Source organism: Paenibacillus albicereus (assembly GCF_012676905.1).
Lineage (GTDB): Bacteria > Bacillota > Bacilli > Paenibacillales > Paenibacillaceae > Paenibacillus_O > Paenibacillus_O albicereus.
In genome coordinates this window covers 329,636-351,188 of record NZ_CP051428.1, presented here as the reverse complement: position 1 = coordinate 351,188, position 21,553 = coordinate 329,636, and the positions used below count along the sequence as shown (strand labels likewise).

Annotated in this window: 16 protein-coding genes and 1 other RNA gene; 3 read left to right on the top strand and 14 right to left on the bottom strand. The window is 61.0% G+C overall.

Annotation, left to right across the window (positions count from 1 at the left end):
- Positions 1–463: 463 nt before the first annotated feature.
- From HGI30_RS01595 to HGI30_RS01580, 4 genes are read right to left on the bottom strand one after another with little or no spacing between them, the layout of a single operon-like run.
- Entirely contained in the window at positions 464–1,945 is a 1,482-nt protein-coding gene (locus tag HGI30_RS01595) for a TIGR02679 domain-containing protein (RefSeq protein ID WP_168906090.1), read from the bottom strand.
- A gap of 31 nt (positions 1,946–1,976) precedes the next feature.
- Positions 1,977–6,173, bottom strand: coding sequence for a TIGR02680 family protein (locus HGI30_RS01590; RefSeq protein WP_168906089.1), 4,197 nt, complete (start codon positions 6,171–6,173; stop codon positions 1,977–1,979).
- Positions 6,170–7,375 (bottom strand): TIGR02678 family protein, encoded by a 1,206-nt coding sequence (locus HGI30_RS01585; RefSeq protein ID WP_168906088.1) that lies wholly within the window; start codon positions 7,373–7,375, stop codon positions 6,170–6,172. The genes HGI30_RS01590 and HGI30_RS01585 overlap by 4 nt, the downstream gene beginning before the upstream one ends.
- Positions 7,372–8,928, bottom strand: a complete 1,557-nt coding sequence (locus HGI30_RS01580; protein WP_168906087.1) for a TIGR02677 family protein — start codon at positions 8,926–8,928, stop codon at positions 7,372–7,374. The genes HGI30_RS01585 and HGI30_RS01580 overlap by 4 nt, the downstream gene beginning before the upstream one ends.
- A 161-nt stretch (positions 8,929–9,089) precedes the next feature.
- Here HGI30_RS01580 and HGI30_RS01575 point away from each other — a divergent pair, with 161 nt between their 5' ends.
- Entirely contained in the window at positions 9,090–10,058 is a 969-nt protein-coding gene (locus HGI30_RS01575; protein ID WP_168906086.1) for a hypothetical protein, read from the top strand.
- 212 nt (positions 10,059–10,270) lie between these two features.
- Here HGI30_RS01575 and HGI30_RS01570 read toward each other — a convergent pair whose 3' ends face one another.
- Entirely contained in the window at positions 10,271–10,891 is a 621-nt protein-coding gene (locus HGI30_RS01570) for a YdhK family protein (RefSeq protein WP_235680283.1), read from the bottom strand.
- A gap of 213 nt (positions 10,892–11,104) precedes the next feature.
- Between HGI30_RS01570 and HGI30_RS01565 the strand changes: the two genes are divergently transcribed.
- Positions 11,105–11,518 carry a DUF2500 domain-containing protein gene (locus HGI30_RS01565; RefSeq protein WP_235680282.1) on the top strand — a complete coding sequence of 138 codons (414 nt, stop codon included), beginning with the start codon at positions 11,105–11,107 and terminating at the stop codon, positions 11,516–11,518.
- Between the two features lie 98 nt (positions 11,519–11,616).
- On the opposite strand, the gene HGI30_RS01560 is transcribed toward HGI30_RS01565, so the two are convergent.
- Entirely contained in the window at positions 11,617–12,063 is a 447-nt protein-coding gene (locus tag HGI30_RS01560) for an SRPBCC family protein (RefSeq protein ID WP_168906085.1), read from the bottom strand.
- Between the two features lie 246 nt (positions 12,064–12,309).
- Positions 12,310–12,930: an NAD(P)H oxidoreductase gene (locus HGI30_RS01555; protein WP_168906084.1), complete on the bottom strand. Its 621-nt coding sequence runs from the start codon at positions 12,928–12,930 to the stop codon at positions 12,310–12,312.
- 191 nt (positions 12,931–13,121) lie between these two features.
- Here HGI30_RS01555 and HGI30_RS01550 point away from each other — a divergent pair, with 191 nt between their 5' ends.
- On the top strand, positions 13,122–13,469 hold the full coding sequence (locus HGI30_RS01550) for a winged helix-turn-helix transcriptional regulator (RefSeq protein ID WP_168906083.1): 348 nt from the start codon (positions 13,122–13,124) through the stop codon (positions 13,467–13,469).
- A 9-nt stretch (positions 13,470–13,478) separates the two neighbouring features.
- On the opposite strand, the gene HGI30_RS01545 is transcribed toward HGI30_RS01550, so the two are convergent.
- From HGI30_RS01545 to smpB, 7 genes are all read right to left on the bottom strand, one after another.
- Entirely contained in the window at positions 13,479–14,366 is an 888-nt protein-coding gene (locus tag HGI30_RS01545; RefSeq protein WP_168906082.1) for a carbohydrate ABC transporter permease, read from the bottom strand.
- A gap of 14 nt (positions 14,367–14,380) precedes the next feature.
- Positions 14,381–15,271 carry an ABC transporter permease gene (locus HGI30_RS01540; RefSeq protein WP_168906081.1) on the bottom strand — a complete coding sequence of 297 codons (891 nt, stop codon included), beginning with the start codon at positions 15,269–15,271 and terminating at the stop codon, positions 14,381–14,383.
- Positions 15,268–16,974 (bottom strand): type 2 periplasmic-binding domain-containing protein, encoded by a 1,707-nt coding sequence (locus HGI30_RS01535; RefSeq protein WP_168906080.1) that lies wholly within the window; start codon positions 16,972–16,974, stop codon positions 15,268–15,270. The genes HGI30_RS01540 and HGI30_RS01535 overlap by 4 nt, the downstream gene beginning before the upstream one ends.
- Positions 16,975–17,102: 128 nt before the next feature.
- Positions 17,103–18,281: a response regulator transcription factor gene (locus HGI30_RS01530; protein ID WP_168906079.1), complete on the bottom strand. Its 1,179-nt coding sequence runs from the start codon at positions 18,279–18,281 to the stop codon at positions 17,103–17,105.
- Complete coding sequence (locus HGI30_RS01525; protein WP_168906078.1) at positions 18,278–20,026, bottom strand: sensor histidine kinase; 1,749 nt, start codon at positions 20,024–20,026, stop codon at positions 18,278–18,280. The genes HGI30_RS01530 and HGI30_RS01525 overlap by 4 nt, the downstream gene beginning before the upstream one ends.
- A 324-nt stretch (positions 20,027–20,350) precedes the next feature.
- Positions 20,351–20,714: a transfer-messenger RNA gene (ssrA, locus tag HGI30_RS01520) on the bottom strand.
- A 303-nt stretch (positions 20,715–21,017) separates the two neighbouring features.
- Positions 21,018–21,503 (bottom strand): SsrA-binding protein SmpB, encoded by a 486-nt coding sequence (gene smpB / locus HGI30_RS01515; RefSeq protein WP_168906077.1) that lies wholly within the window; start codon positions 21,501–21,503, stop codon positions 21,018–21,020.
- Positions 21,504–21,553 lie beyond the last annotated feature (50 nt).

The following is a 21,553-nucleotide window of genomic DNA, read 5'->3' as shown; positions in this document are numbered from 1 at the left end:
GTCGGCCTCCTCTGAAAGAAATAATCAAAAAAGTGATTGTTTCTGTCTTTATCGGTACGAATAAGAAATAGGTTTATAGTCCTAGTCCAAATAGGATAAAAGTTTCAAAATTACACAAAAATAGCCTCTTCCAGGGAGGGTCGAAGTTCCCCGAAGAAGGCCTGATTCTTCTTGTATTCTAACGGATAGCCGATACTGAAATCATTGGATAATGTTTCCGCAAAGCCGCTCGTACAGCTCTCTCGTCCGGGCGTGATCCTCCTCGTTGTAATAGACTAGCCGCTCCTCCAGGCGAAAGCGGATGTACGGCGGGCGGTCGCGATGGACGAACAGGCTCCGCCTTGCCAATAGACATCAGCATCAGTTAGGCAGCATGTCCGGCAAGGTTCGGCTAATTTTGTTACATTAAAATAGTCGTTGCCACTGTATCGCGCTTGCAGGATGCGCGGGATGCGTGGCGCTTCTAACGGTTCTCCGCTTCTCGTTTGGATTGCGCTTGCCGCCAATCTGCCTCCAACAGCGGAAGCAGCTCCTCCTGGAACAGCTTGCGCTTGCCCTCCAGCAGCTTGGCGCTCAGCGCAGGCTGCCACTCCGCCCGCAGCTTCATCAGCTGTCTGCATTCCTCTAGTGAGAAGGAAAGCCCTCCCGCAATCATCCCTTGAACCGCAGTTCCATAGGTCTCGCTGTCAAATCGCCAGGGAGAAAAGCATGCCCCATGCCTGCGCCAGAGCACATTGGCCATGGCGATTCCCTTTCCGTCGTAGTCGCCGGAATAATGAATGGATCCCTGAAGCCGTCCCGAGCGGACATAAAGATCCAGTAGACGCAGCGCGGCGGCGCTGGCAGGGCCGCTCGTACAAAGAAGCATGGGCGCTGCGCCGCTGCGCGGCCCGTCCTGACCCTCTCCATAGACGGGAGCAGAGCTTTCGATGAGCGAGGCATAGACGGCGGGATTCTCTACGACATACAGCTCCGTCACAGGAGGAAGCTCCGACATGGACTCCACCTGGGCCAGCGTCCACACCTCGCCACGCGGCGCCCAGCGCCCTTGGTGCCTGCCGGAATAGAACACATGGACATAAGAGGAAAAGTCGTCGTCAAGCACGCCCCAGCGCCGGTACACCTCCCGTGCCGCCAACGTATCCAGGTTTCGCAAGACTTCGCGGCTCAGATCTGATTCTGTGTCTAATGCATCCGCATCGAAGTCATCGGCGCCACGGCTTGGTTGTCCCGTCTCAGCCGCCCGATCTGGCACGTCCTTTATCTCGCCGGGATAGGACACAGACAGCAGCGCCTGAAAAAACAGACGCCCGGCCGGCTGGTTCAGATCCAGCGCATGCGGATTGCCCGAAACCTCCGCCGCCAGAACCGGCTTGCGTATCGGCTTGATGGTCTCCCCGTCCAGCCATCCCAATCGCCGCCAAGCCAGCGTCGCATGCAGGAGCGCCTCCGAGGCAAGCGCCTCCCCTCGGCCCCAAAGCTCCTTCAGCGTCCGATACCCTGCGCCATCCCCGGCGCGCACGCGCGCCCACCACTGGGATATGTGCTTGGGAATGTCTTGGCCTTCAGCCTGCAGGCGGCGTTCCGTCGCCATGAACAGCGCCTGCCAGCTTTGTCGGCGCACCAGCTCGCGATCCGCGCGGCTCAGCAGCGGCTCCTCGTACAACCGCTCATGAAGCTCGGCCAGAGTGCAGGCAAACGGGGATTGAAGGAGCTCCGACTCGAACAGCTCCAACCGAAACCCTGCTTCTTGTCCCGGTCTCAAATACATGCCGAAAAAACCGTTCAGCGCATCGCATTCCTCCGGTGTCAGCTCCCGGACGACAGCCTTTCCGCCAACTCGCCCCAGACCTTCATACCGCTTCCAGGCTGCTTCCAGAAACCTGCTCATGCCGGGCCGGAGGAAGTAGTCCTGCGCTGCTGCGACGAGTTTCGTTTTCCCCAAAGGCTGTGCCCCTCCCTTCGCTCCAAGCGTCTCAATTCTCCGCCTCCACATAAATTTTACGCCGACCGTTCCACTTGTAGCGGAACAGCGTCACGAAGTCGACGTCCTTCGGCCTCGAAATCTCATAGATGGCAAGAGCAGGGACGGTATCATAGCAGCCCCAGAGCACCTGCGAGGTCATCATATAGTCAAAACCCATGTCCGTCAGCAGCTTGAACATATCCCGCATGTTCTCTTCATCGACGCCGGCGAAGGCTTCGTCCAGTGAGATGAGGCGAGGCGATTCGTCGCGGGCATCCGCATAGCGAGACCAGGCCGCCGCCAGCAGCGGAATGTACATCGCCATTGCCTTCTCGCCGCCGCTCATGACGTTGAAGCGGGAGTCGGTCAGCGGCCGATAGGCCGTCTGTACGCCCTTTCGCGACTCCAGCTGGAACTCGAACCAATTGCGGTAGTCCAGAATCCGATAAAGATGCAGCCGCAACGATTCCTGCTCGGTTTGAGCAGCTTCCTTGGCGATGCGGATTTGCTCGCGGAAGTGGCGAATCATCGCTTCGATCTCGTCCTCGCGCAGCCGCTGCGAATCCCGCTTGAGCAGCTCGACCAGATCCTGCACGTCGAGCTGCTGTTCCGTCGAGGCGCTGCGAGGGTTCCATTGCAGCCGCAGCCGCAGCCCGCTCGAAGTCTCGCGAGCCTCCATAAGGCGGTTCATCTCGCGCACCCACTGCTCCGCACGATGGATGCGCTGGCGAATCGCCTTGCCGACGCTGGACAAGATGATGTCTTCAAACAGTACTCGGTCCTTCTCGCTGAGCAGCGCGCTTTGCTCCGCCTCCTGCTCCTCCAGCTCCTGTAGCAGGCGCAGCGGCGACAGCGGCTGCTGCGGATTGCGCATCGACCACACGAGAAAGCGCCCTGTACGCTCGTCGACAGCCAGCTCCAGCACATAGTCGCTCAGCTGCGTCCGCGCGGCGGCCATCTCTTCCAGCAGCCGGTTCGTAATATTCTCAATGTTGCGCTGCTCAAACAAAGGCGCGTACTCGCTGCGGATCTCCGATGCCAGCCGACCTAGCGCCTCCCCGTTCGCCTCTCCGTCCGCGCGGGTCTGCTCCAGCTGGACTTTCCAGCCGCCGGCCAAACCGCGAGACAGCTCCAGCTCCAGCAGCTCGCCCGCCTGACGCAGCCGTTCGGCGCGCTCCTGCCCTTGCTCGCGGAGCAAGCCGAGCCGGGCATCGGCGCGGGCGGCGGCGTTCTTGGCGCGATCTATTGCCCCGTCCATCTCCCGCTGCGCGCGGGACAACACTTGCAGCTGCAAACGAAGCGCTTCCATCCGGCTCGCCACGTCTGCGAGGCCCAGCTCCTCGATCAGCCGCTTCAGAGCATCCGTCCTCGCCTTTTGGTCGCGACGGCGCGCATCCAGCTCATCCTCGAGCTCCAGCTCGTCCTCCAGCTCCTGTCCTAGCGAGGCAAGCTCCTCCATCAGCCGTTCCGTCGTCCGGACCGCTCCGTCATGTTCCTTCCACAGCGAGGCCAGCTCCGACAGCTGCCCCTCGTAATCACTTGCGGCCCGCAGCGCGGCTGTCAGATCCGGCTCACGCTTCAGCCGGCTCCAATTCGCCGTCGCTTCGGCCAGCTCCAGCTGCAGCCGCTGCCACTCTTCTGCCTTCAGCTTGTAGCGCTCCAGAGAACGAGACTCTTGCTGGAGCGCAGCCTGCAAACGGTGCTCCGCGGCTTCCAGACCTCGCCTGGCCTGTTCAAGCTTCGCAGGCGAAGGGTATGCATCGCGCTCCTGAACGATTCGCTCTTCGGCTGCTTTCGTCGCAGCGAGCTCCGCCTCTGCCTCAGCCATAGTACCACCGAGCTGCAATAGCTCTGCCTGCAGACGATCTATCTCCAGTAGCCGCGTGCGCTTGCGCGTCTCTCGGCCGATGAATTCCGCCCGTTGCTTGGTCGTAGACTGGCCGGACAGCGGTCCAAGACGATAAGAGCCGTCGGCGCCGATGCCTGCGCTCCAGTCCGTCGCGCCCACAGCCGCGCCCGATTCGTCCCAGAGAAAGCTGCGCAGCACTTGCTGGATCTGCTCCGCTTCCAGCCCGCTTCCTTCCGGGGGATCGGCGATCAGCACATCCGCCAGCGTGTAGCCGAATTCATAGGGTAGGGGCGTCAGCCAGCTCTCTTCCTCGCCTGCAGCCGAAGCCTCCATGCGACCGTCGGGCTCGATCCAGGCGTCGAGCAGGCTGCTGCGCTCCAGCGCCTCCTCCAGACGGGCGCGCTGCTCTTCGCTCAGACCCGGGGCAAAATCGCATGCGGCATACAGCGGCGCTCCGCCGCGCCTTTCCGCCAGCCGCGCCCGATAGCGGCCGCGCCCCTCGCTGCGCGCCGGCTCCGGCTCGCGACTTTGTTCCCAGCGGCGCTTCTCCTCCGCCAGCTCGCTGCGCCGGGCCGCCAGCTCGCTGCGCTGCCGCTCCTGCTCCAGCCGTTGGGCTACGAGCCGCTCCCGCTCGCCGTCATATGCCGCGTGCAGCGGCGCCCGCAGCAGCTCGAGCGAGCTCTGCGCGGCCCCATACTCGCTGACCGCCCGCAGCGCCGCCCGCAGCGGCTCTTCGCCGAAGGGAAGCTGCTGCACCCCCTGCGCCCATAGCGCCATCTGGCTCCGCAACTGCTCCTTCGCCTCATCGAGCGCTTGCGTCCTCTCCGCGACGCCGCTCTCGGCGTCGTCCCGGCCGCGCCGGGATTCGCCCAGCTCGATCTCCCGATCCCGCGCGGCCAACTCAGCTTCGCGCCCCAGCCTCGCCTTGGCCAGCGCTTCCTCAATCCGCTCACGATGGCGCCGCAGATCGCTCCGCCACGGATCGCGCCATGCATCGGTCGAAGGCGCATCCGGCATCCAATAGCGGTGGTACACGCCATGCTCGGGAAACTCGAGCTCACTCGCCAGCTCATCCAGCTCATCCAGCAGTTCGCGCTGCTCGCCTGCCAGACGGTCGCGGCTTGCTTGCCGCTCTTCCAGCTGGCGTACCAGCTGCGCCTGTCTGTCCCGCGCCTTTCGCAACGATTCCTTGGACCTCTCCAGCTGGCGCTCCAGATCCTGCAGCAGCGTCTGCGCCTGTTCCAGCTCCTGCTGCTTGCCGATGGCCTCATGCTGCGCGAGCAGCTCCCGTTCAGCGATGATCGTCCGCTGCTCGTCCTGGATCGTTCTCAACCTCGCCTCTGCCGCTGCCCGCTCGCTCTGCGCCGCTGTCAGCTCCCCTTCGCACTCGCGCACCTTCAACTCGGCTTGCTCAAGCTCGATTGTCCCGGCGCGATATCCCTCTGCTCCCTGCAGAAGTAGATGCTTGTTGTAAAAGTCATACCGCTGCTGGAGCTTCTCCATGCTGTCCCGATAGCGGCGCAGCTCGTCCAGCCGATCTGTGATCTGGTCCATGTCCTCCAGCACTTCTGAGAGCGGACGCAAATCGTCCTCCATCAGAGGAGACAGCGCCTGATGGAGAATCTGATAGATTGCGGTCGGCTTGAAATCCTTGGACAGCTTCGGGCTGCGCAGCTGGATCATCAGCTGCAGCAGATCCTCGAACGCCTCGCTGTCGGCGAAGCCGAACAGCTGTTTGTTGACCAGCTCCTGATACGACTTCTGGTCGTGAACGACCTGGCCCCCTTCGCTGATTGCGCGCTCCAGCTCCTTGCGGTCGAACGGCGTCCTGACCTTGTCCTCCAGGTAAGCCGGGTGATCATACAGCCATAAGTCATGTCCGATCCGTCTCCCGTCCGTCACGGCGAAGCCCCAGAACTGCACCTGCGCGCCGCCGCGCCGAGCCCGCAGCCCGATGCCGATCGTCCGGTACAGGCCGCTTTGGCCATGTCTGAACTCCATCCATAAATAAGCGGTCGAATCGGTCTTGACCTTGCCGCTCTCCTCTTCCCCGAGCAAATAATACTCGATCCGGCGATCCCGCGAGCCGAACGGATCCAGCCGATGCGCCCGCTTGTCGCCATCCAGCACGAGCGGCAGGAAGCTCTGCATCGTCACCGACTTGCCCGAGCCATTGGCGCCGCGCAGGATGATGCGGCCCTGCTCCAGTTCGAACACTTCCTCATCGTAATGCCAAAAGTTCAGAATGCCGAACCGATGCATCTGCCAGCGAGCGACGGCCGGCTCGCCCGTCGTTGCCGCATCGTACTCTGCCAGCGTCTCACCTACAGCCTCCGCCGTTTGCGTATCCCATGTCATGTCCGCTCCTCCTCTCCATACTCGGCGCGCCAGCGACCAAGCAAGGCCGACACCTCGACTTCTCCGCCTGACAATCGCTCTGCCAGTCCCCAGGAATGCAAGTGCTCCACACACAACAACGCCAACTCCGAGCTCGACAGGTTGTCTCTCCAGTCCTTGATCCAATAGTCCTTGTATTGCTCCTTCAAGCGCATCAGCACTCTCTCCAGCTCGGATGGCAACAGCCGAATCCTTCCGTCAGACCCTACAATCAGGCCTTCCTCCTGCATCATTCGGCGCAGTTCACCGGAGACGAGCAGAACCAGGTCGGATACCGCCGCCTGTGTCGGGAACAGCTCGCTAACCGAAGTCAGGCCAGGATGGAACAGCACCATGCCCTCCCGATAGCGGCGGCCGATCCAGCCGACCGTCTTCTCCAATTGGTCCAAGATGGTCCGTCGCTGCCCCTGCACGTACTTCAGCTCCTCGGCGCTCCAGTCCCGATCCTCTACGAGCGGCTCGAAGAGCAGCCGTCGGTACACCCGATGGCGGATGCGGCCGTTCTGTCCATCGGTCGTATCGGCGTAGGCGATCGGGTCCTGGAGCTGCTCCAAGCTTTGGCACTCCGCAATGTCGCGGGGGAAGCGGCGCAGCACATAACGCGCGGTCGGCGAGCATTCGTACAAGACGTTTCGCTCCTTCTTCTGCGCCCAGGATGCCTCGTCCCCGTCCACGCCTACGAGCACTCCGAGGGTCCGCAACTTCTTGAGCGCACGCGCCATCGACAGCCGGTGGGAATAGACCATCCAGTCCGCATCCATGCCCCCGGCAATCATCTGCTCGCGAATCTGCTCCACCATCTCCGACAGCAGGAACTGGTCCAGCTCCGTCTTGGACTCCATATACCAGAGCCCGTACGTGAAAAAGACGTAGTCCTGCCGCTCGCTGAACTCCTCGAACCCCATCCACGGATACGCCGCCACGGGCGTCTTGTCCAGCTTGGCCATTGTCCGCGTCAGCAGCAGCGGCAACCCCGCCTTGTCCATGAACCAGCTGCGCAGCTCCTCATAGTGATCCTTGACGGCATAGTAAAGCTCCGCATGTTCTTCCTTGGCCACCCAGGGCCGATTGAGCAGCGCCTGTACGCATTCCTGCTTGCGCTCCAGCAGCTGCTCCTCGTTCCGCTCGCGCTTCGCCGCGCGCCGCGCCGCTCCACGAATCATCCCGCCCCATCTCCTTTGTCATCCGGCTCGGCCCGCCCGCTGTACAAGGACGCTTCCGTAAGTCGGAAATCAAGCCGGTAATCCTTCATCTCCAGCTCTCCGTCCTCGGCGAGCAGCACGGTCAAGGTTCCCGGCGCCTGCGGCAGGCTCAGCGTGATGCGTACCCCTTCGGCGGTCACGAAGCTGCGCTTTTCTCCTGCTGTCATGCAGCGCCCGATCCAGGACAGCAGCCGGACCCGCTCCGACGTCGTCACCGGACCCAGCTCGGAGATCGACACTTGTCCGAGCCGCAGCATCCGCTCGATGCTCCGCCACTCCTCGGCCTGACGTGACTGATGCACCTCTCGCTCCCGCTGCTTGCGCTCCCGATGATCCGGGACGGAGTCGGGGACGACACCGGCCGAGCGCTTCCGGCTGCGCGATCGCAGCAGGTGCAGCTTCGCCTGCTCGTCCCAGGACGACTGGTCGCTCCGATCCGTCGTGCGGAGATCCTCGCCCTGCAGATGGCGCGTGCGGAACAGCCCGAACGCATGGGCACCCAGCCGATGCGCCTCGTCCATCGTCTCCAGCCGGGCGAACCAGCCCGCCAGATGCTCCAGCTCCTTCTTGCGGCTGAGTCCGGAGCGCTTCCGCTCTTGAATGCGGATCGCGCTGCGCACGATGCGGGCAATCGCATCTTTAGTCGCTCTCTCCAGCATCGTCAGCTCGCTCGCTTCGGAGCCGCTGCCGAGAAACCAGCGCCTGATGTTGTTCCAGCCTTGACGAAGCTCCTGCAGCAGCTCCTCCTTGTCCGGCGCTTCCTCCAACCGGGGACGGCTCAGCTCGCCTTCGGCGGCCCGCTCTAAAAACAGCTCCATCACCGGCTCGCGAATTTGCAGCAGATGGCCTTCGATGCCGTAGGAGCTCCGCTGCAGCGCCTGTACGAAATGCTGCAAATAATCCGTCAGCTTTTCCTTGAACAGCAGGAAAGCCTCCGTCACCATCATTTCCTCGGCTTTGGCCGTATGCAGACTCGCCATGTAGTCCGCCGCATTCTCGTGCAGCTTGACGAAGGATTCGTACAGCGATGTCCACAGCTGAAGAGCAGCTTCCGGTTCGATGTCAACCGCATCGCGCCGAATCGCGAACAGCTTGTCGGCGATCGTATCGAACAAGCTCGCCTCCAGCGAGCCTCCATACCCCGTCACCTTTTCCAGTGATTCCAGCATCCGCTCGATCTCGATTGAGTACGGCCGCAGGCAATACTGCAGCTTCTTCTTCAAGTACTCTTCCAACGTCGACGAACGGCCGCCCTCATGACGGGACGTCAGATTCTGCCATGATGCCAGCTGCTCCAAGTCCTGCTGACACAGCTCCTGCGTGTAGTGCGGCCATACGTCCCACTGCGCAATCGCCGCATGCACTTCCTCCGGCCTCAGCCAGTAGCGCAGTCGCTTATATTCGAGATAAAAAAACCGCATGATCGCGCGGTACCGCACGACATTGTCGGCATTCGTATACCGCAGCTCGGGAATTCCCCGAAGCGTCTGCGGCGTCATTGATTTTTCGGTCATGGCCGTCTCCTCCGTCGCCAGACATCTTCTCCTTCATCTTAGGAGGGGCACGTTCATGCGGCAAGCTTGCACCCCATTCGAGTGGTTGTTATTCTCGTTATAGTACATTTTGCAGTTGGTTTAATGTGAAGAAGTCCTTCTCAAGAGAGGAGTTCGTTTGAATGCCCAAAAATACGCCGCCCGAGGAAAGAGATCGTTACGAGGAGATGGCGCATCTGCTTCAACGGCTGCAAGCCATCCACAGCGGACCCGCTGAACAAAAGCGGCTAGAAAAGCAGCGAGTTCTGCGGGAGTTCGGTCAACTTGTGGGCATGACAACCACATTTGTCCGTGAAATACGGCAAGGAAAGCAGATGACTTGCCTTCGCCCTGGCTGTAAAGGGAAAGGGGCGGACGTTATTGGATATGGGTACTCCGAAAAGAAAAATGGCGAGGATAAGCTGCATCGTTATTATTGCCATGCCTGCCAGCACCACTTCAATGAATGGACCGGATCCATTCTCGCTCATCGCAAGCTGCGAACTCATCTACCAGCGTTTCTGTTTATGTTGTTGAACGAAGCCTCTTTAAAGGATATCGTGTGCTCGCTGGGCATCAGCCGGACGACTGCCGTCTCTTGGAAAAACCTCATTCTCCAAAAAGTGGCGGAGCGTAGCGCCCGCTGGGTCAAGCCGCCAGATGGAAAGAGCAAAGACATTCAAGTCAGCGTCCGCCATCTGCGCCCTTCCCGAAAAGGACAGCGTCCCAAACCGCAGGCAGAACGATTCATCAGCACCCTTCAAATCAAATGCGACTCCACTGGAGCCTTCCAAGCCAGCCTGTCGATGGACCAGCCTTATCGAACTCAAAAAGACTTGCCGTTCGGGGATCAGTGGATGGAGGGCGAAGGTGCCGCCCCCATACCCGGCACCACCCGGCTGCTCCGCCACACGGATCAGGCCGTCGAAATTCAACATAGCTTCGACCGTCATTATGCGCGAATGCGCGGAGTCGCTCAAAACAACCTTTCTCTTTACCTCACTTGGCATGGAGTTCGGCTTGTTTTAGGACAATTCAAGCGTCAGGTAGCCATTCAGGAGATCATATTGGCCTGCCTGACCGACACGCCCCCTGAAAAATCTGTCCTATAATGGTAGTTTAAGTAACTTTAATTAAGTGATAGTAAAATTTTATCAGTCTTATTCAATCATTCCTTGACCCACGCTAGATTGGACTTAGAGTGAAGATCGTCATTTGACGGCATTTGGGCACCAAAAACCGCCCTTTCCGGGCACTCTGCCGGAAAGGGCGGTTTTTCGTTCTTCGTTCTTCGTTCTTCGTTCTTCGTTCTTCGTTCTTCGTTCTACTCCTTCGCCAGCTCGCTCTCCGTGACCCACATATGGTTCTTGACGATCTCGCCGCCGTCGGTCGGCTGATAGTCGACCGCATATACCGTCATCGGCTCGGCCGAATCGATCGTCGCCTTGGCGCCGTCCATGCCTTCCATATGGTCCGCCTTCAGGACAACCTCGTCGCCGGGCTTGTACGGAGCCGAGCCGGCGCCTTCGAGCTCCTCCTGGACGACCCACTTGTGGTTCGTCACCCGCTCGCCGCCCGTCGTCGGCGTATAGGAGACGGCATACGCGGTCGTCGCGTACGCCCCCGCGATCGTCGCTTCAGCGCCTTCCATGCCCGGCATATGATCCGTCTTGAGGATCGCCTGGCTGCCGACCGGGAACTTGGGGCTTGGCGCGTCTTGCATGCCCTCCGGCAATTCGCCGGACCCGTGATTCATGCCTTCATGGGCCGCGGAGCCTCCCGCCTCCCCGTTCGTCGCCGCCTCGTTCCCCGGCATCGGGCTCGCCGTTTCGGAGTTCGCCGCATTCATGTTCATGGAGCCGTGGTCGCCGCTCTTGGCTCCGCAGCCAGCCAGCAGCAGCGCCAGCGCGGCTGCGGCTACCATCCCTTTTCCGGTTCGCTTCATCCTTCATCTTCCTCCCGCTTCGTTTTCAGGCGCTTCTAGGGGCCAGTATGTCCTTCCTTCAGCCGCTCTAGACCGCCCGTACGACTCTACTTTACCCGGAGGTTGTGAAGATCATATGTATAGCGCTCAATCGCCCAGATTCATCCACTTTTTAAACTTTTGCCCTTCTGCAGCGTCTGATGTAGAGGATTTCTTTCAAAGGAGGACAGCCGCATGGATTCAACCTTCGGCATGGGAGACGGCTTCGGACCGCCCGCCGGCTTCAGCTTCATGTTCACCCTCGTGCCGGTGCTGATCGGCATCGTGTTCGTCATCGTCATCGTGACGATGATCGCGCGCGGCGTCCGCTACGCGCAGAACGCCCGCTCGCCGCGCGAATCCGTCTACGCCCGCATCGTGTCCAAGCGGATGGAAGTGCATCAAAGCTCCGGTCATTCGCACGGCACGGACAACCAGTTCCATACATCCGGCTCGTCGCGCACGGACTACTACATCACGCTGGAGTTCGAGAACGGAGAGCGCAAGGAGTTCCTCGACGTCAAGAAGCTGTACGGCCTCGTCGCCGAGGGCGATGTCGGCTACGCGCAGACGCAAGGAGAGTGGATCGTCGCTTTCGAGCGTACCTGAGCGAATTCAGCCACCAACCCGTGAACGGCAAAAAATTAGCCTTCCCCGAACGCTCGGGGAAGGCTGATTGCCTCTTCCTGTCCTGAATCCGCCTGATGTCAATGCGCCGCCTGCGCCTCGATGGCCGCTGCCGTCGCATCGGTGAGCTGCTCGACCGCGCGCGGGACGAAGTCCTTCATGACGCTGTTCATCATCATCGCCATGAGCCCCTTGCCGCTGATGTCGAGGCTGCCGACGAGGCTCGCCGCCGCGCCTGCGGCCGCAGCCTCGAAGCTGCCGCTGCCCTCGACGGGGTCGGATAGTCCGGTCAGGCGGAACGAGACCCGGTTCGGCTCGGCTTGCTCCTCCAGCTCGAGCTTCAGCTCGACCGCTTTTTTCGTAAAGCCCAGATCGGCCTTGAACGTCCAGACCGACTCCCGCGCGCTGACGATCTCGTGCTTGATGTAGCCCGGCATGAGCGGCTCCCACCGGTCGGGATCGCGGATGAAGGCTTGGACCTGCTCCAGACTGGCGTTGACTTCGATACGATGCGTTCCGCTTGGCATGATGCATCCATCCTTCCGTCGCTAAGGGTGGCGTTCCCGGCTTCTCTGGCCGAATGGTACTGTTGCAGGACAGCAAGAAAACGCTATCATCTGTTTAACACAGCGCTGCCGCCCTCGTCAAGCCGAGGCACGCCGAAAAGCCGCTGCAAGCGCAGCGGCTCCAGCCCGATGCGGGCATCTTCAGCCCGTCGTTCCGCTCTTTCTGCCGAATCGTCTCCTGCAGGCTCCGACTGTCGGCTTCTCCCCTTACGATTCCGCTCCGACCTTGAAATCGGACCGCTGCGCCGCCTGCCATTCGTCGGAATAATGAAGTCCGAGCTCATACGCGCCGGCCAGCAGCTGCTCCGCATAAGCGGGATCGGGGCGGAGCGTGTCGTACAAGATCTCGAACCGGGACTCGGCGATGCCGGCATACTCGGAGAGTCCGACGTTGAACAGATGCGCCATCATCTTGTCGTAGCTCCGCTTGCCCAGCTGCTCCTGCGTGGCCGCCGCCAGTCCGAGCCATAGCACGCGCCGATGCGACAGCTTGGACGAGCCGTAGGCGAAGCCGTAATTCCAGACGCGGTCGATGTACCCCTTCAGCATGGCCGGCATGCCGTACCACCAGATCGGGAAGATATAGGCGAGGGCATCATGCCGCTTCATCCGCTCCATCTCCGCTTCCGCTTCGGCCGAGTACACCTTGCGCTCGTTCGACCAGTCCGGCTCGTCCTCTTGCCGCAGCGACGGGTCGAACCCGCTTCGATAAAGATCCAGCACCTCCGCCCCATGCCCCGCATCCAGCAGGCCTTGCCTGAATCTCTCCGTCACCGCCAAGGTCAGCGAATCGCTTCTCGGATGGGCCGCTACGATCAATACGTTCATCGGGTCTCCTCCTCGTTTTCAACAAGCGCCATGGCTGGAACACCTTGGCATAGGACGATTATGATCCCTATAATGACATCAGGGAAGAACGCACTTTATCGTGCCCTAAGCACCGAATGGGACCATAGGCACCGGATGGTGCCTGGACATGAGCCGGCCATTCCGGCATTGGAGAACAGGAGGAGAACTCGATGGGACTGCAGCCCAAGCCGAAGTACAACATCCCGTCCGAGGCTACGCTCGACGTGCTGGGCGGGAAATGGAAAACGTTGATTCTATGCCATCTGTCCTCGGGTCCCAAGCGGACGAACGAGCTGAGGAAGGCGATGCCCGCCGTGACGCAGAAGATGCTGACCCAGCAGCTTCGGGAGCTGGAGGACGACGGCATCGTCGGCCGGACCGTCTACAACGAGGTGCCTCCCAAGGTCGTTTATGAGATGACCGAGCTAGGACAATCGCTCAGCGGCATTCTGGATCTGCTATGCGAATGGGGAGAAAAGTTCATTCGGGGCGACTTTCAAGCAAAAGAAAAGAAGTAGGACCGGGTCCTACTCCTTCACCGCTCCGAGCATGATGCCCGAGACGAAATATTTCTGCAGGAACGGGTAGACGATCAGCATCGGCATCATCGCGATGAACACCTTGGCCGAGTTGAGCGTCCGGTTGGACAGCTCCGACAGCTTCTTGTACTGGTCGGGCGTCAGGTTCGTCCCGGTCGGGATGTTGACGACCAGCTGCTGGATGTACGTCTGCAGCGGATAGTTGGCGGAGGTGTTCATCAGCACGAGCCCGTTGAAAAACTCGTTCCAGTGGTAGACGCCGATGAACAGCGCCACGGCCGCCAGCACCGGAACCGAGCATGGCAAGTAGACGCGGAAGAGGATCGCCCACGGGCCGGCGCCGTCGACGACGGCCGCTTCGTTCAGCTCCTTGGGCAGATTGCGGAAGAAGTTCATGATGAGGATGACGTCGAACACCGGCAAGCCGCCGGCCAGCACGAGCGCCCAGATCGAGTCGATCAGGCCGTAGCTCTGGACGGTCAGGTACCACGGGATCAGCCCGCCGCTGAACAGCATGCAGAACACGAGGATCCACATGAACGTGTTGCGCAGCCTGAATTCCCGCGACGGCCGGGCGAGCGGATAAGCCATCAGCACCGTCACGAACAGCGACAGCCCCGTGCCGAGCACCGTGCGCTGGATGGAGATCCAAAACGAGTTGAAGAACAGGGCGTCGCTCATGATTTCCTTGTAGGACGCCAGGGAGAATCCGATCGGATAGATCGTCACGAGGCCCGCGTTGGCCGCGGCCTTGTCGGAGATCGACACGCAGAACGTATACCAGAGCGGGTACAGGCAGCTGAACAGCAGGAGGGCGAGCACGATGTAGTTGGCGCCGTCGAATGCCCTCGAGCCGATTGTCTTGCTTCGGACCATGGCGGCTTCCTCCCTTAGAACACCGTGTAATCCGCATAGCGGTAGGCCAGCCGGTACGAGACGACGATCAGGACGAAGCTGATGGCCGACTTGAACAGTCCCGCCGCCGTCGCCAGCGAGAACTGCAGGTTCTGCAGGCCGAGGCGGTACACCCAGGTGTCGAGGATGTCCCCGGTCGAGTAGACGAGCGGATTGTACAGGTTGTACACCTGGTCGAATCCGGCGTTGAGCACGTTGCCGAGGCTGAGCACGCCGAGCAGGACGACGGTCGTCGACATCGCCGGCAGCGTCACGTTCCGGATCAGCTGCCAGCGGCTGGCGCCGTCGATCGCGGCCGCCTCGTACAGGCTGGCGTTGATGCCGGTCAGCGCCGCCAGGTAGATGATGGCGTTGTAGCCGAATTCTTTCCACACGTCGGTCCCGACCAGCAGCTGGCGGAAGATGCCGGCGTCCGCCATGAACAGCTGCGGGCTCGCGCCGAACATGCCGAGCACCGTATTGACGACGCCGTAATAGCCGAAGATGCCGATGACGATCGTCGCCATGATGACCCAGGACAGGAAGTGCGGCAGGTAGGCCGCCGTCTGCACCAGCTTCTTGAAGCGCAGATGCCGCAGCTCGTTCAGCAGGATGGCGAAGACGAGCGGAACGATCAGGTTGAGCACGATCTTTCCGACGGCGATGACGAGCGTGTTGACGAGGACCGTGCGGCTGTCGTTCAGCTGGAACATGTACCGGAAGTTGTCGAGCCCGACCCATGGCGACTTCAGCAGGCCCGCTCCCGGGTTGTAGTTCTGGAACGCCATCACGATGCCGGCCATCGGCACGATGCTGAACAGGACGAGCCAGACCATGCCCGGCAGCAGCATCAGATAATAATGCTTTTCGACGTTTGTTCTCCTCATTTTTTCAGCAGCTCGGCGACTTCGGCCGTGATCTCGTCCCCGCCCTGCGCCTTCCAGTCCTTCACGAACTTGTCGAAGGAATCGACCGGCGCCTGCCCGAGAATGATCTTGAGCACGGTCTCGTCCTCCAGCTTCTTGAGGTTGGCCCACTTCGTCTCCATCGTCGGCGTCTGGTTGTAGGTGACACTGTACACCTTCTTGTCGATCGGCACGGTCGAGAACGGCCGATCGCCGACCAGCAGCGAGTAGAGGCGCTGGAAGTCGCCGAAGTTTGACGTATTGAAGTTGCTCACGTTCAGCTCGTCATAGGGCGGCTTGACGACATCCTTCACTCTTTTCGCGTCGGCATACATCAGCTTGTACAGGCTGTTCGGCTCGTTGTAGTCCTCGGCCTGCGTCTCGCCCTTGAGCACCTTGAGCAGCTCGGCGTATTCGTACTCCGTCTCGTTGGCCGCCGCCATGACGTTGCGCAGCGGATACCAGCCGACCGCCACCGACAGATCGAACGTCGCTTCGTCGCGAACGAGCGCGTTGTTCATGATGAGGATCGCCTTGACGACATCGGGCTTGGCGTTTTTGCTGATGAGCGTATAGGAGCTGCCGGTCGTCTTCATATGCGCGTTCCACTTGCCGTCGTCGGTGTAGACGGGATAAGCCTGCCAGTTGGCCGTCGGATCGTTCTTGAACGAATCGCCGTTGCCATAGCCGCCGCTCCACCAAGGACCGAAGAAGATGCCGGTCTGGTTCGCGTTGATCGGGTCGCCGACGTTGTCGCGGGTGCCCGCCTCGGGGTCGATCAGCCCTTTCTTGTACCAGTCGGCCAGCAGCGCCAGCGTATCCTTCGTCTGCTCCGTCGTCGTTCCGTACGTCACCGAGCCGTCGCCGTTGTCGAGCCAGTACCCCGGATAGGCGTCCTTCGCGCTGAACAGCGGGTCGAATCCGCCCAGGTTGTTGGACGAGGCGAGGAACGTGGCGTAAGGGAACGTGTTTTTCGACGGTCCGGCGATGCCAATCGTGTTGGCTCCGCCCAGTTTGCCGTCCTTGAACGCCTTGGCGGTCTTCTCGATGTCGGCTGCCGTTTTCGGCACCGGCAGCCCGAGCTTGTCGAGCCAGTCCTTGCGTACCCAGAGCAGGTGGACGCCGTCGGTGTCGACCGTAATGTTGGGCAGCGAGACCATGCGGCCTTTGTAGCTCGCATTTTCCATGGCGCGGCCGCCCGTGCTTTCCATGATGTCCTTCACCTGCTGCGACTGGACCTGCTGGAACAGGTCGGTGATGTCGTACAGCAGGCCGGATGCGGCCGCCTTCGTCATGTACGACCGGTCGTCGACGACCATGCCGTCGGGCAGCTTGCCGGAGGCGATCGTCAGGCTCACCTTCTGCTTGAAGTCGTTGCCGGTCGCCGCCGTCCAATCCACGATGACGTTGATGTTGTACTTCTCCTTCAAGTATCTCGTGTACTGGTTATTGCTGACGCTGTCTCCCTCCGGCAGCGTCTTGTCGGTCGGATCGACCGGCATGCCGATATGGACGTCGACCGGCTCGGGGAATCGGTAAAACGCCAGATCGTCTCCCGACAGCGCCGGACCGGACGACGCCGCAGGCGCCTTCTCGTCCGTGTTCGAGGAGCTGGAGGACGTGCAAGCGGTCAGGCCAAGCCCCAGCAGGGCGACGGAGAGCAGCGCAGCCATCGTTCGTTTCATAAGATCCCTCCCCTGGAATCGTTGCTTTCCCATTGTAGCTTGAAAGCGCTTTAGAAAAGGCGGACAGCTGTGCCGCCTTTTGCGGCGTCCTGCGCGCTGGAGGGGGGCGGACGTCTTCTCCGGAGCGATCATTCTTCCCCCTTCTGGAACTGGGCGCGGAATTCGCTCGGCAGCAGCGAGGTCTGCTCGTGGAACAGCTGGGAAAAATATTTGGCATCGCTGTAACCGACCGAATGGGCGATCCAGCCGATGGAGCGGTTCGTCTCGCACAGCAGCCTTTCGGCGGCGCTGATCCGCTCCTGCCGCACATACTCATGGAACGTCATGCCCGTCCACTTCTTGAAGCATTGGCAAAAGTAGCTGCGGCTCATATGCACATGCTCGGCCGCCGCTTCGGCATGCAGTGCCTCGGACGACCTTTCCCGGATGAACAGCACCGCCTTCAGCATGCTTTCCATCGTCGTGGCGCAGTCGGAGGCCGCCGCGACATGAGCGTAGATGCGCGATCGGCAGTCGCGCATCCACTGCAGGGCGGCGGCGATGTCGCCTGCTTCCGCCAGGCGCCCGAAGTCCGGCGCATGGATCGTCTCCAGCGGAGCGGCGATGCGCTGCAAGAGTCCTGCGAGCCGGGGTACAGACGCCCCGGCCTCCGCCGTCCGCTTGCATAGGCGCTGGAACCGCGCTTCGCTGTACAGCCAGTGCATCGAACGCCACTCGGCCTCGATCGCGGCCCAGTCCTCCTCCGCAGGACGCGGGGCGCCGCCGGGTCTCGCCGCCTGCAGAGCGGCGACGGGTGACGAGTCGGCCGGAGCAGTCGCGGGCCCGGAGGCGGAGCCTGCGCCTGCAGGCCGTTCCGCCATGTCCGCAGGGCCGGCCTCCGACCCTGCCGCACTGTTCGCGGCCGCCTCGCCGGCAGAACGCGGCGGCTCGCTTGCGAGCCGTTCGCGGATGCGCCGCAGAATCTGCTCGTCGTCTTCGGACTCCAGCCGAACCTTGGACAGGTAGTCCAGCACGCCCATCCGGTATGCCGCCTGCACGTTTTCGAACTCCTCGTGGAACGACAGCACGACCGAGCGCACGCTCGGGAATCGGCGCTGGACGATACGCAGCAGCTCCAAGCCGGACAGGACCGGCATGGAGAGGTCGACGAACAGCAAATCCACCTCCTGCCGCTCCATGAACTCCAGCGCCTTCGCGCCGTTCGCCGCTTCTCCAACGACCGTCATGCCCTGGCTGGACCAGGGCAGGATGGAGATCAGGCCTTTCCGCGCGAGCTTGTCATCGTCGACGATCAGCACCCGGATCATATCGCTCTCTCCTTTGCTTGTGAACGTGAGTCGGGCAGCACCAGCGTTACCGTCGTGCCCTGGTTCGGACAGCTGTCGATCGTAAGACGGGCCTTGAAGCCGTAGTGCGCTTCCAGCATCGAGCGGACGTATCGCAGTCCGATGCCCCATCCCTCCTGCCGCTCGTCCGGCGTCCCGCGCTGCAGCAGCTCCAGCGTCTCTCGGCTCAGGCCCTTGCCGTCGTCGCGGATGACGATGGCGACTGTCCCTGCCGAAGGATCGGGACGGACGACGATGTCCAGCCTCCCGTTGTCGTCGATGCCGTGGCAGACGGCGTTCTCCACGATCGGCTGCAGGATGAAGCGGGCGACGGGACCGTCGAGATAGCTGCCTTCGACAACATCCAGCCTCACCTCGAAGTCGTAGCGCATCTGCTGCAGCTCCAGGTACGTCGCCATGACTTGAAGCTCGGATCGGAGCGTCGCCGGCTCGGTCGACTTGCCCAGGTTGTAGCTGAGCAGCGCGATCAGCGCCGTGACGAACCTCTCGATCTCCGCCTGCTTGTGCAGCAGCGCCAGCCAGCGCACGGAGTTCAGCGTGTTCATGAGGAAATGGGGGTTGATCTGGCTGGCGAGCTTCTCCAGCTCCAGCTGATGCCGCCGCTTCTCCTTTTGCTCCGCCTCCAGCATCAGCTGCTGGATCTGCCGCTTCATGATGGTGAACTGGCCGAAGATCCGGTCGAACTCCAGGATGCCCGTCCGGACCGTCCGGGTCCCCATGTAGCCTTTGCCGAACGTCCTCATCTCCTTTTCGATCAGGAAGAACGGCCGATTGAACAGCCTGCGCAGCAGCAGCGTGAGCAGGAGCATCATCAGCAGGGCGACGGCCAGGATGCCATACATATGATTTTTCCACGTGTACAGCTCGCGGTTGTAGCTGGAGGCAGGGAGCAGCAGCGTCAGGCCATAGCCGTAGCCTCCCTCCAGGCGGTTCCAGACATAGCCGCCGTCCATCCCCGCGCGGCCGGACAGCGCCAGGCTCTGCCCAGCCTCGTAGGCCGAAGGGTTGCTGCTGTAGGTGACGACGTCGTTCGGATCGGTGAAGGCGAGCGTATAGGGAAGATTCAGCCCGTAGGCAAGCGCATTCATGTCTTTGGCCACATCGGACCTGGCCTCGACATAGATGATTCGCTTGCTCCCGTCGGAGAACTGGACCTCCCTCGTCACCGAGACGACCAGGTCGTCGCTGAAGCGGCACATCGACAGATGCGGCGACTGGTACTTCAGCCCGTTCATGCCGGCTGTGTCGGGCAGGGAGTCCAGGTCGAAGCTCTCGCGCAGCGGCAGATTGGAGTACGAGGCCTTGTCCCGCTCCTCGTTGTAGTACATGACCAGCTCGATGGCGGGGTTGGAAAAGGTGACCAGTCCGATATTGTACGCGATGTCGCGAGAGAGGAGCAGCTCATGGTAGGAATCCGGCGCCGCCAGGTACGACTCCATCAGGTTCCCGACCGTGCCCTCCGGCATCATCTGCTGCGTGACCTGCAGCAGATAGGCGTAGGTCTGGTCCAGCTTGGACGTCTGCTGATACAGGTTGAACGCCATGGAGGTCTCGATCTTGTCATGCTGCATCGTATAGATCGCATTGTAGGAGACCGACGCCATCAGGATGGCGAAGCCGGCGAAGCCGATAATCAGAACCAGCAAAATCCGCTTGCGGAGCGAGAATAATCCGCTTCCGGGCAGCTTCCGGCGCAGCTCATGCATGGACTACACCTCGCCTTTCGCGAAATGAATACCCATGAATTCGTGTTCCGCACGGCAAGTCCTGCTCGGGTCGGCATTCCATTTGTATAGCGATGATTAGCCTTGCGGTCCAGGCGAACAAGCAGCAGTCACGAAGCTGGATGGCTCGAGTCAGCCATTTGTCGTCCTCAGCGATGAGGATTTGCATGCTCAGCCGACTCTCCAATGCCAGACATCATGGCCTCACCTCTCAGCAAAGAGCTGCCGTCTCCAGTTACGTAAGAGTCCCTATCTTCATAGAAAAAAGCAAAAACCCACAACCTTTTCAGGTTGTGGGTTTTCTTTTAATGGAGGCGAGGGGATTTGAACCCCTGTCCGAAGGCAACGGCACATAGGCATCTACGGGTGTAGTCACGGATTTGATGTCACCTGCAGAAGCGCCCCGTAACCGGCTATTCTACAGGTCAGCCTGATTGTCTTCTTCTGCCGACCCCAGGCGGAGACCGAACAGCGTAGCCTACTAAGGGTGAGCCCCTACATCCGGCACATAGGCGATGCTGGAGAGGAGCTTAGCATACAGTTTCTTAGGCTGCTGCTAAAGTTGTACGTTGGTTGCCATTTAATAGGCTTTAGCGTTGATAAAGCGGACGCGTCCCCACTACCCGCAACCCATGCTCGAACTACCCCCGTCGAATCCATAAACGCCCCCGGACAGATCCGTCCTGCCGGCGCATGCACCTAAGCTGCAGCAGCCGCGCGGCGGTCCGAAGCGCAAGGACTGAGCGAGATCATCGCACAGCATTGCACATTCAAAGCCAACGTAACTTGATACCCCTAGTATACCACAGGTGAATCGGAAAAAGCGAAGCGAATCGCTGGAAGCCAGACCAAGCGGGATGAGCTAGCAACGCTTGATGACATCCGAAAGTACGCTTCTGCACGCAAGCCGGCCCATCAACCGCCCGCTCTCCGATGCCGATCCTCTTGCTTGCTCTACGGCTTGGCGCCCCCGCTAGCGAGCCACCTTTTGCTTCTCGCGGAGCGCCCGCTGGATGTCGCGCTGGGCATCCCGCTTGGCGGCGGACTCGCGCTTGTCGTACTGCTTCTTGCCCTTGCCGAGTCCGATCAGGATCTTGGCGTAGCCGTTGCGCACGTAAATCTTGAGCGGCACGATCGAGTAGCCTTCCTGCTTGGACTGCCCGAACAGCTTGGCGATCTGCGCCTTGTGCAGCAGCAGCTTGCGGGCCCGCGTCGGATCGGTCGGGTTATGCCGGTTGCCCTGCTCGAACGGGCTGATATGCAGGTTGTTCAGAAATATCTCCCCGTTACGGACAGTGGCAAAGGCATCGTTCAGATTGGCGCGGCCGGTACGCAACGACTTGATCTCCGTGCCCATGAGCACCATGCCGGCTTCATACGTCTCTTCGATGAAGTAGTCATGCGAGGCCTTCTTGTTCTGGGCAAGCGGCTTTTGCGATTGATCTTTGTTCTTGGCCATACCTCGATCTCCTCCTTTCGTCGAAAACAGGGATTGCCGGATCGGCAATC

Excerpts from the sequence above, each read along its gene's own strand:
- HGI30_RS01590 (WP_168906089.1), bottom strand. The coding sequence starts at position 6,173 with ATGACATGGGATACGCAAACGGCGGAGGCTGTAGGTGAGACGCTGGCA.
- HGI30_RS01585 (WP_168906088.1), bottom strand. The coding sequence starts at position 7,375 with ATGATTCGTGGAGCGGCGCGGCGCGCGGCGAAGCGCGAGCGGAACGAG.
- HGI30_RS01580 (WP_168906087.1), bottom strand. The coding sequence starts at position 8,928 with ATGACCGAAAAATCAATGACGCCGCAGACGCTTCGGGGAATTCCCGAG.
- HGI30_RS01575 (WP_168906086.1), top strand. The coding sequence starts at position 9,090 with ATGCCCAAAAATACGCCGCCCGAGGAAAGAGATCGTTACGAGGAGATG.
- HGI30_RS01570 (WP_235680283.1), bottom strand. The coding sequence starts at position 10,891 with ATGAAGCGAACCGGAAAAGGGATGGTAGCCGCAGCCGCGCTGGCGCTG.
- HGI30_RS01565 (WP_235680282.1), top strand. The coding sequence starts at position 11,105 with ATGGATTCAACCTTCGGCATGGGAGACGGCTTCGGACCGCCCGCCGGC.
- HGI30_RS01560 (WP_168906085.1), bottom strand. The coding sequence starts at position 12,063 with ATGCCAAGCGGAACGCATCGTATCGAAGTCAACGCCAGTCTGGAGCAG.
- HGI30_RS01555 (WP_168906084.1), bottom strand. The coding sequence starts at position 12,930 with ATGAACGTATTGATCGTAGCGGCCCATCCGAGAAGCGATTCGCTGACC.
- HGI30_RS01550 (WP_168906083.1), top strand. The coding sequence starts at position 13,122 with ATGGGACTGCAGCCCAAGCCGAAGTACAACATCCCGTCCGAGGCTACG.
- HGI30_RS01545 (WP_168906082.1), bottom strand. The coding sequence starts at position 14,366 with ATGGTCCGAAGCAAGACAATCGGCTCGAGGGCATTCGACGGCGCCAAC.
- HGI30_RS01540 (WP_168906081.1), bottom strand. The coding sequence starts at position 15,271 with ATGAGGAGAACAAACGTCGAAAAGCATTATTATCTGATGCTGCTGCCG.
- HGI30_RS01535 (WP_168906080.1), bottom strand. The coding sequence starts at position 16,974 with ATGAAACGAACGATGGCTGCGCTGCTCTCCGTCGCCCTGCTGGGGCTT.
- HGI30_RS01530 (WP_168906079.1), bottom strand. The coding sequence starts at position 18,281 with ATGATCCGGGTGCTGATCGTCGACGATGACAAGCTCGCGCGGAAAGGC.
- HGI30_RS01525 (WP_168906078.1), bottom strand. The coding sequence starts at position 20,026 with ATGCATGAGCTGCGCCGGAAGCTGCCCGGAAGCGGATTATTCTCGCTC.
- smpB (WP_168906077.1), bottom strand. The coding sequence starts at position 21,503 with ATGGCCAAGAACAAAGATCAATCGCAAAAGCCGCTTGCCCAGAACAAG.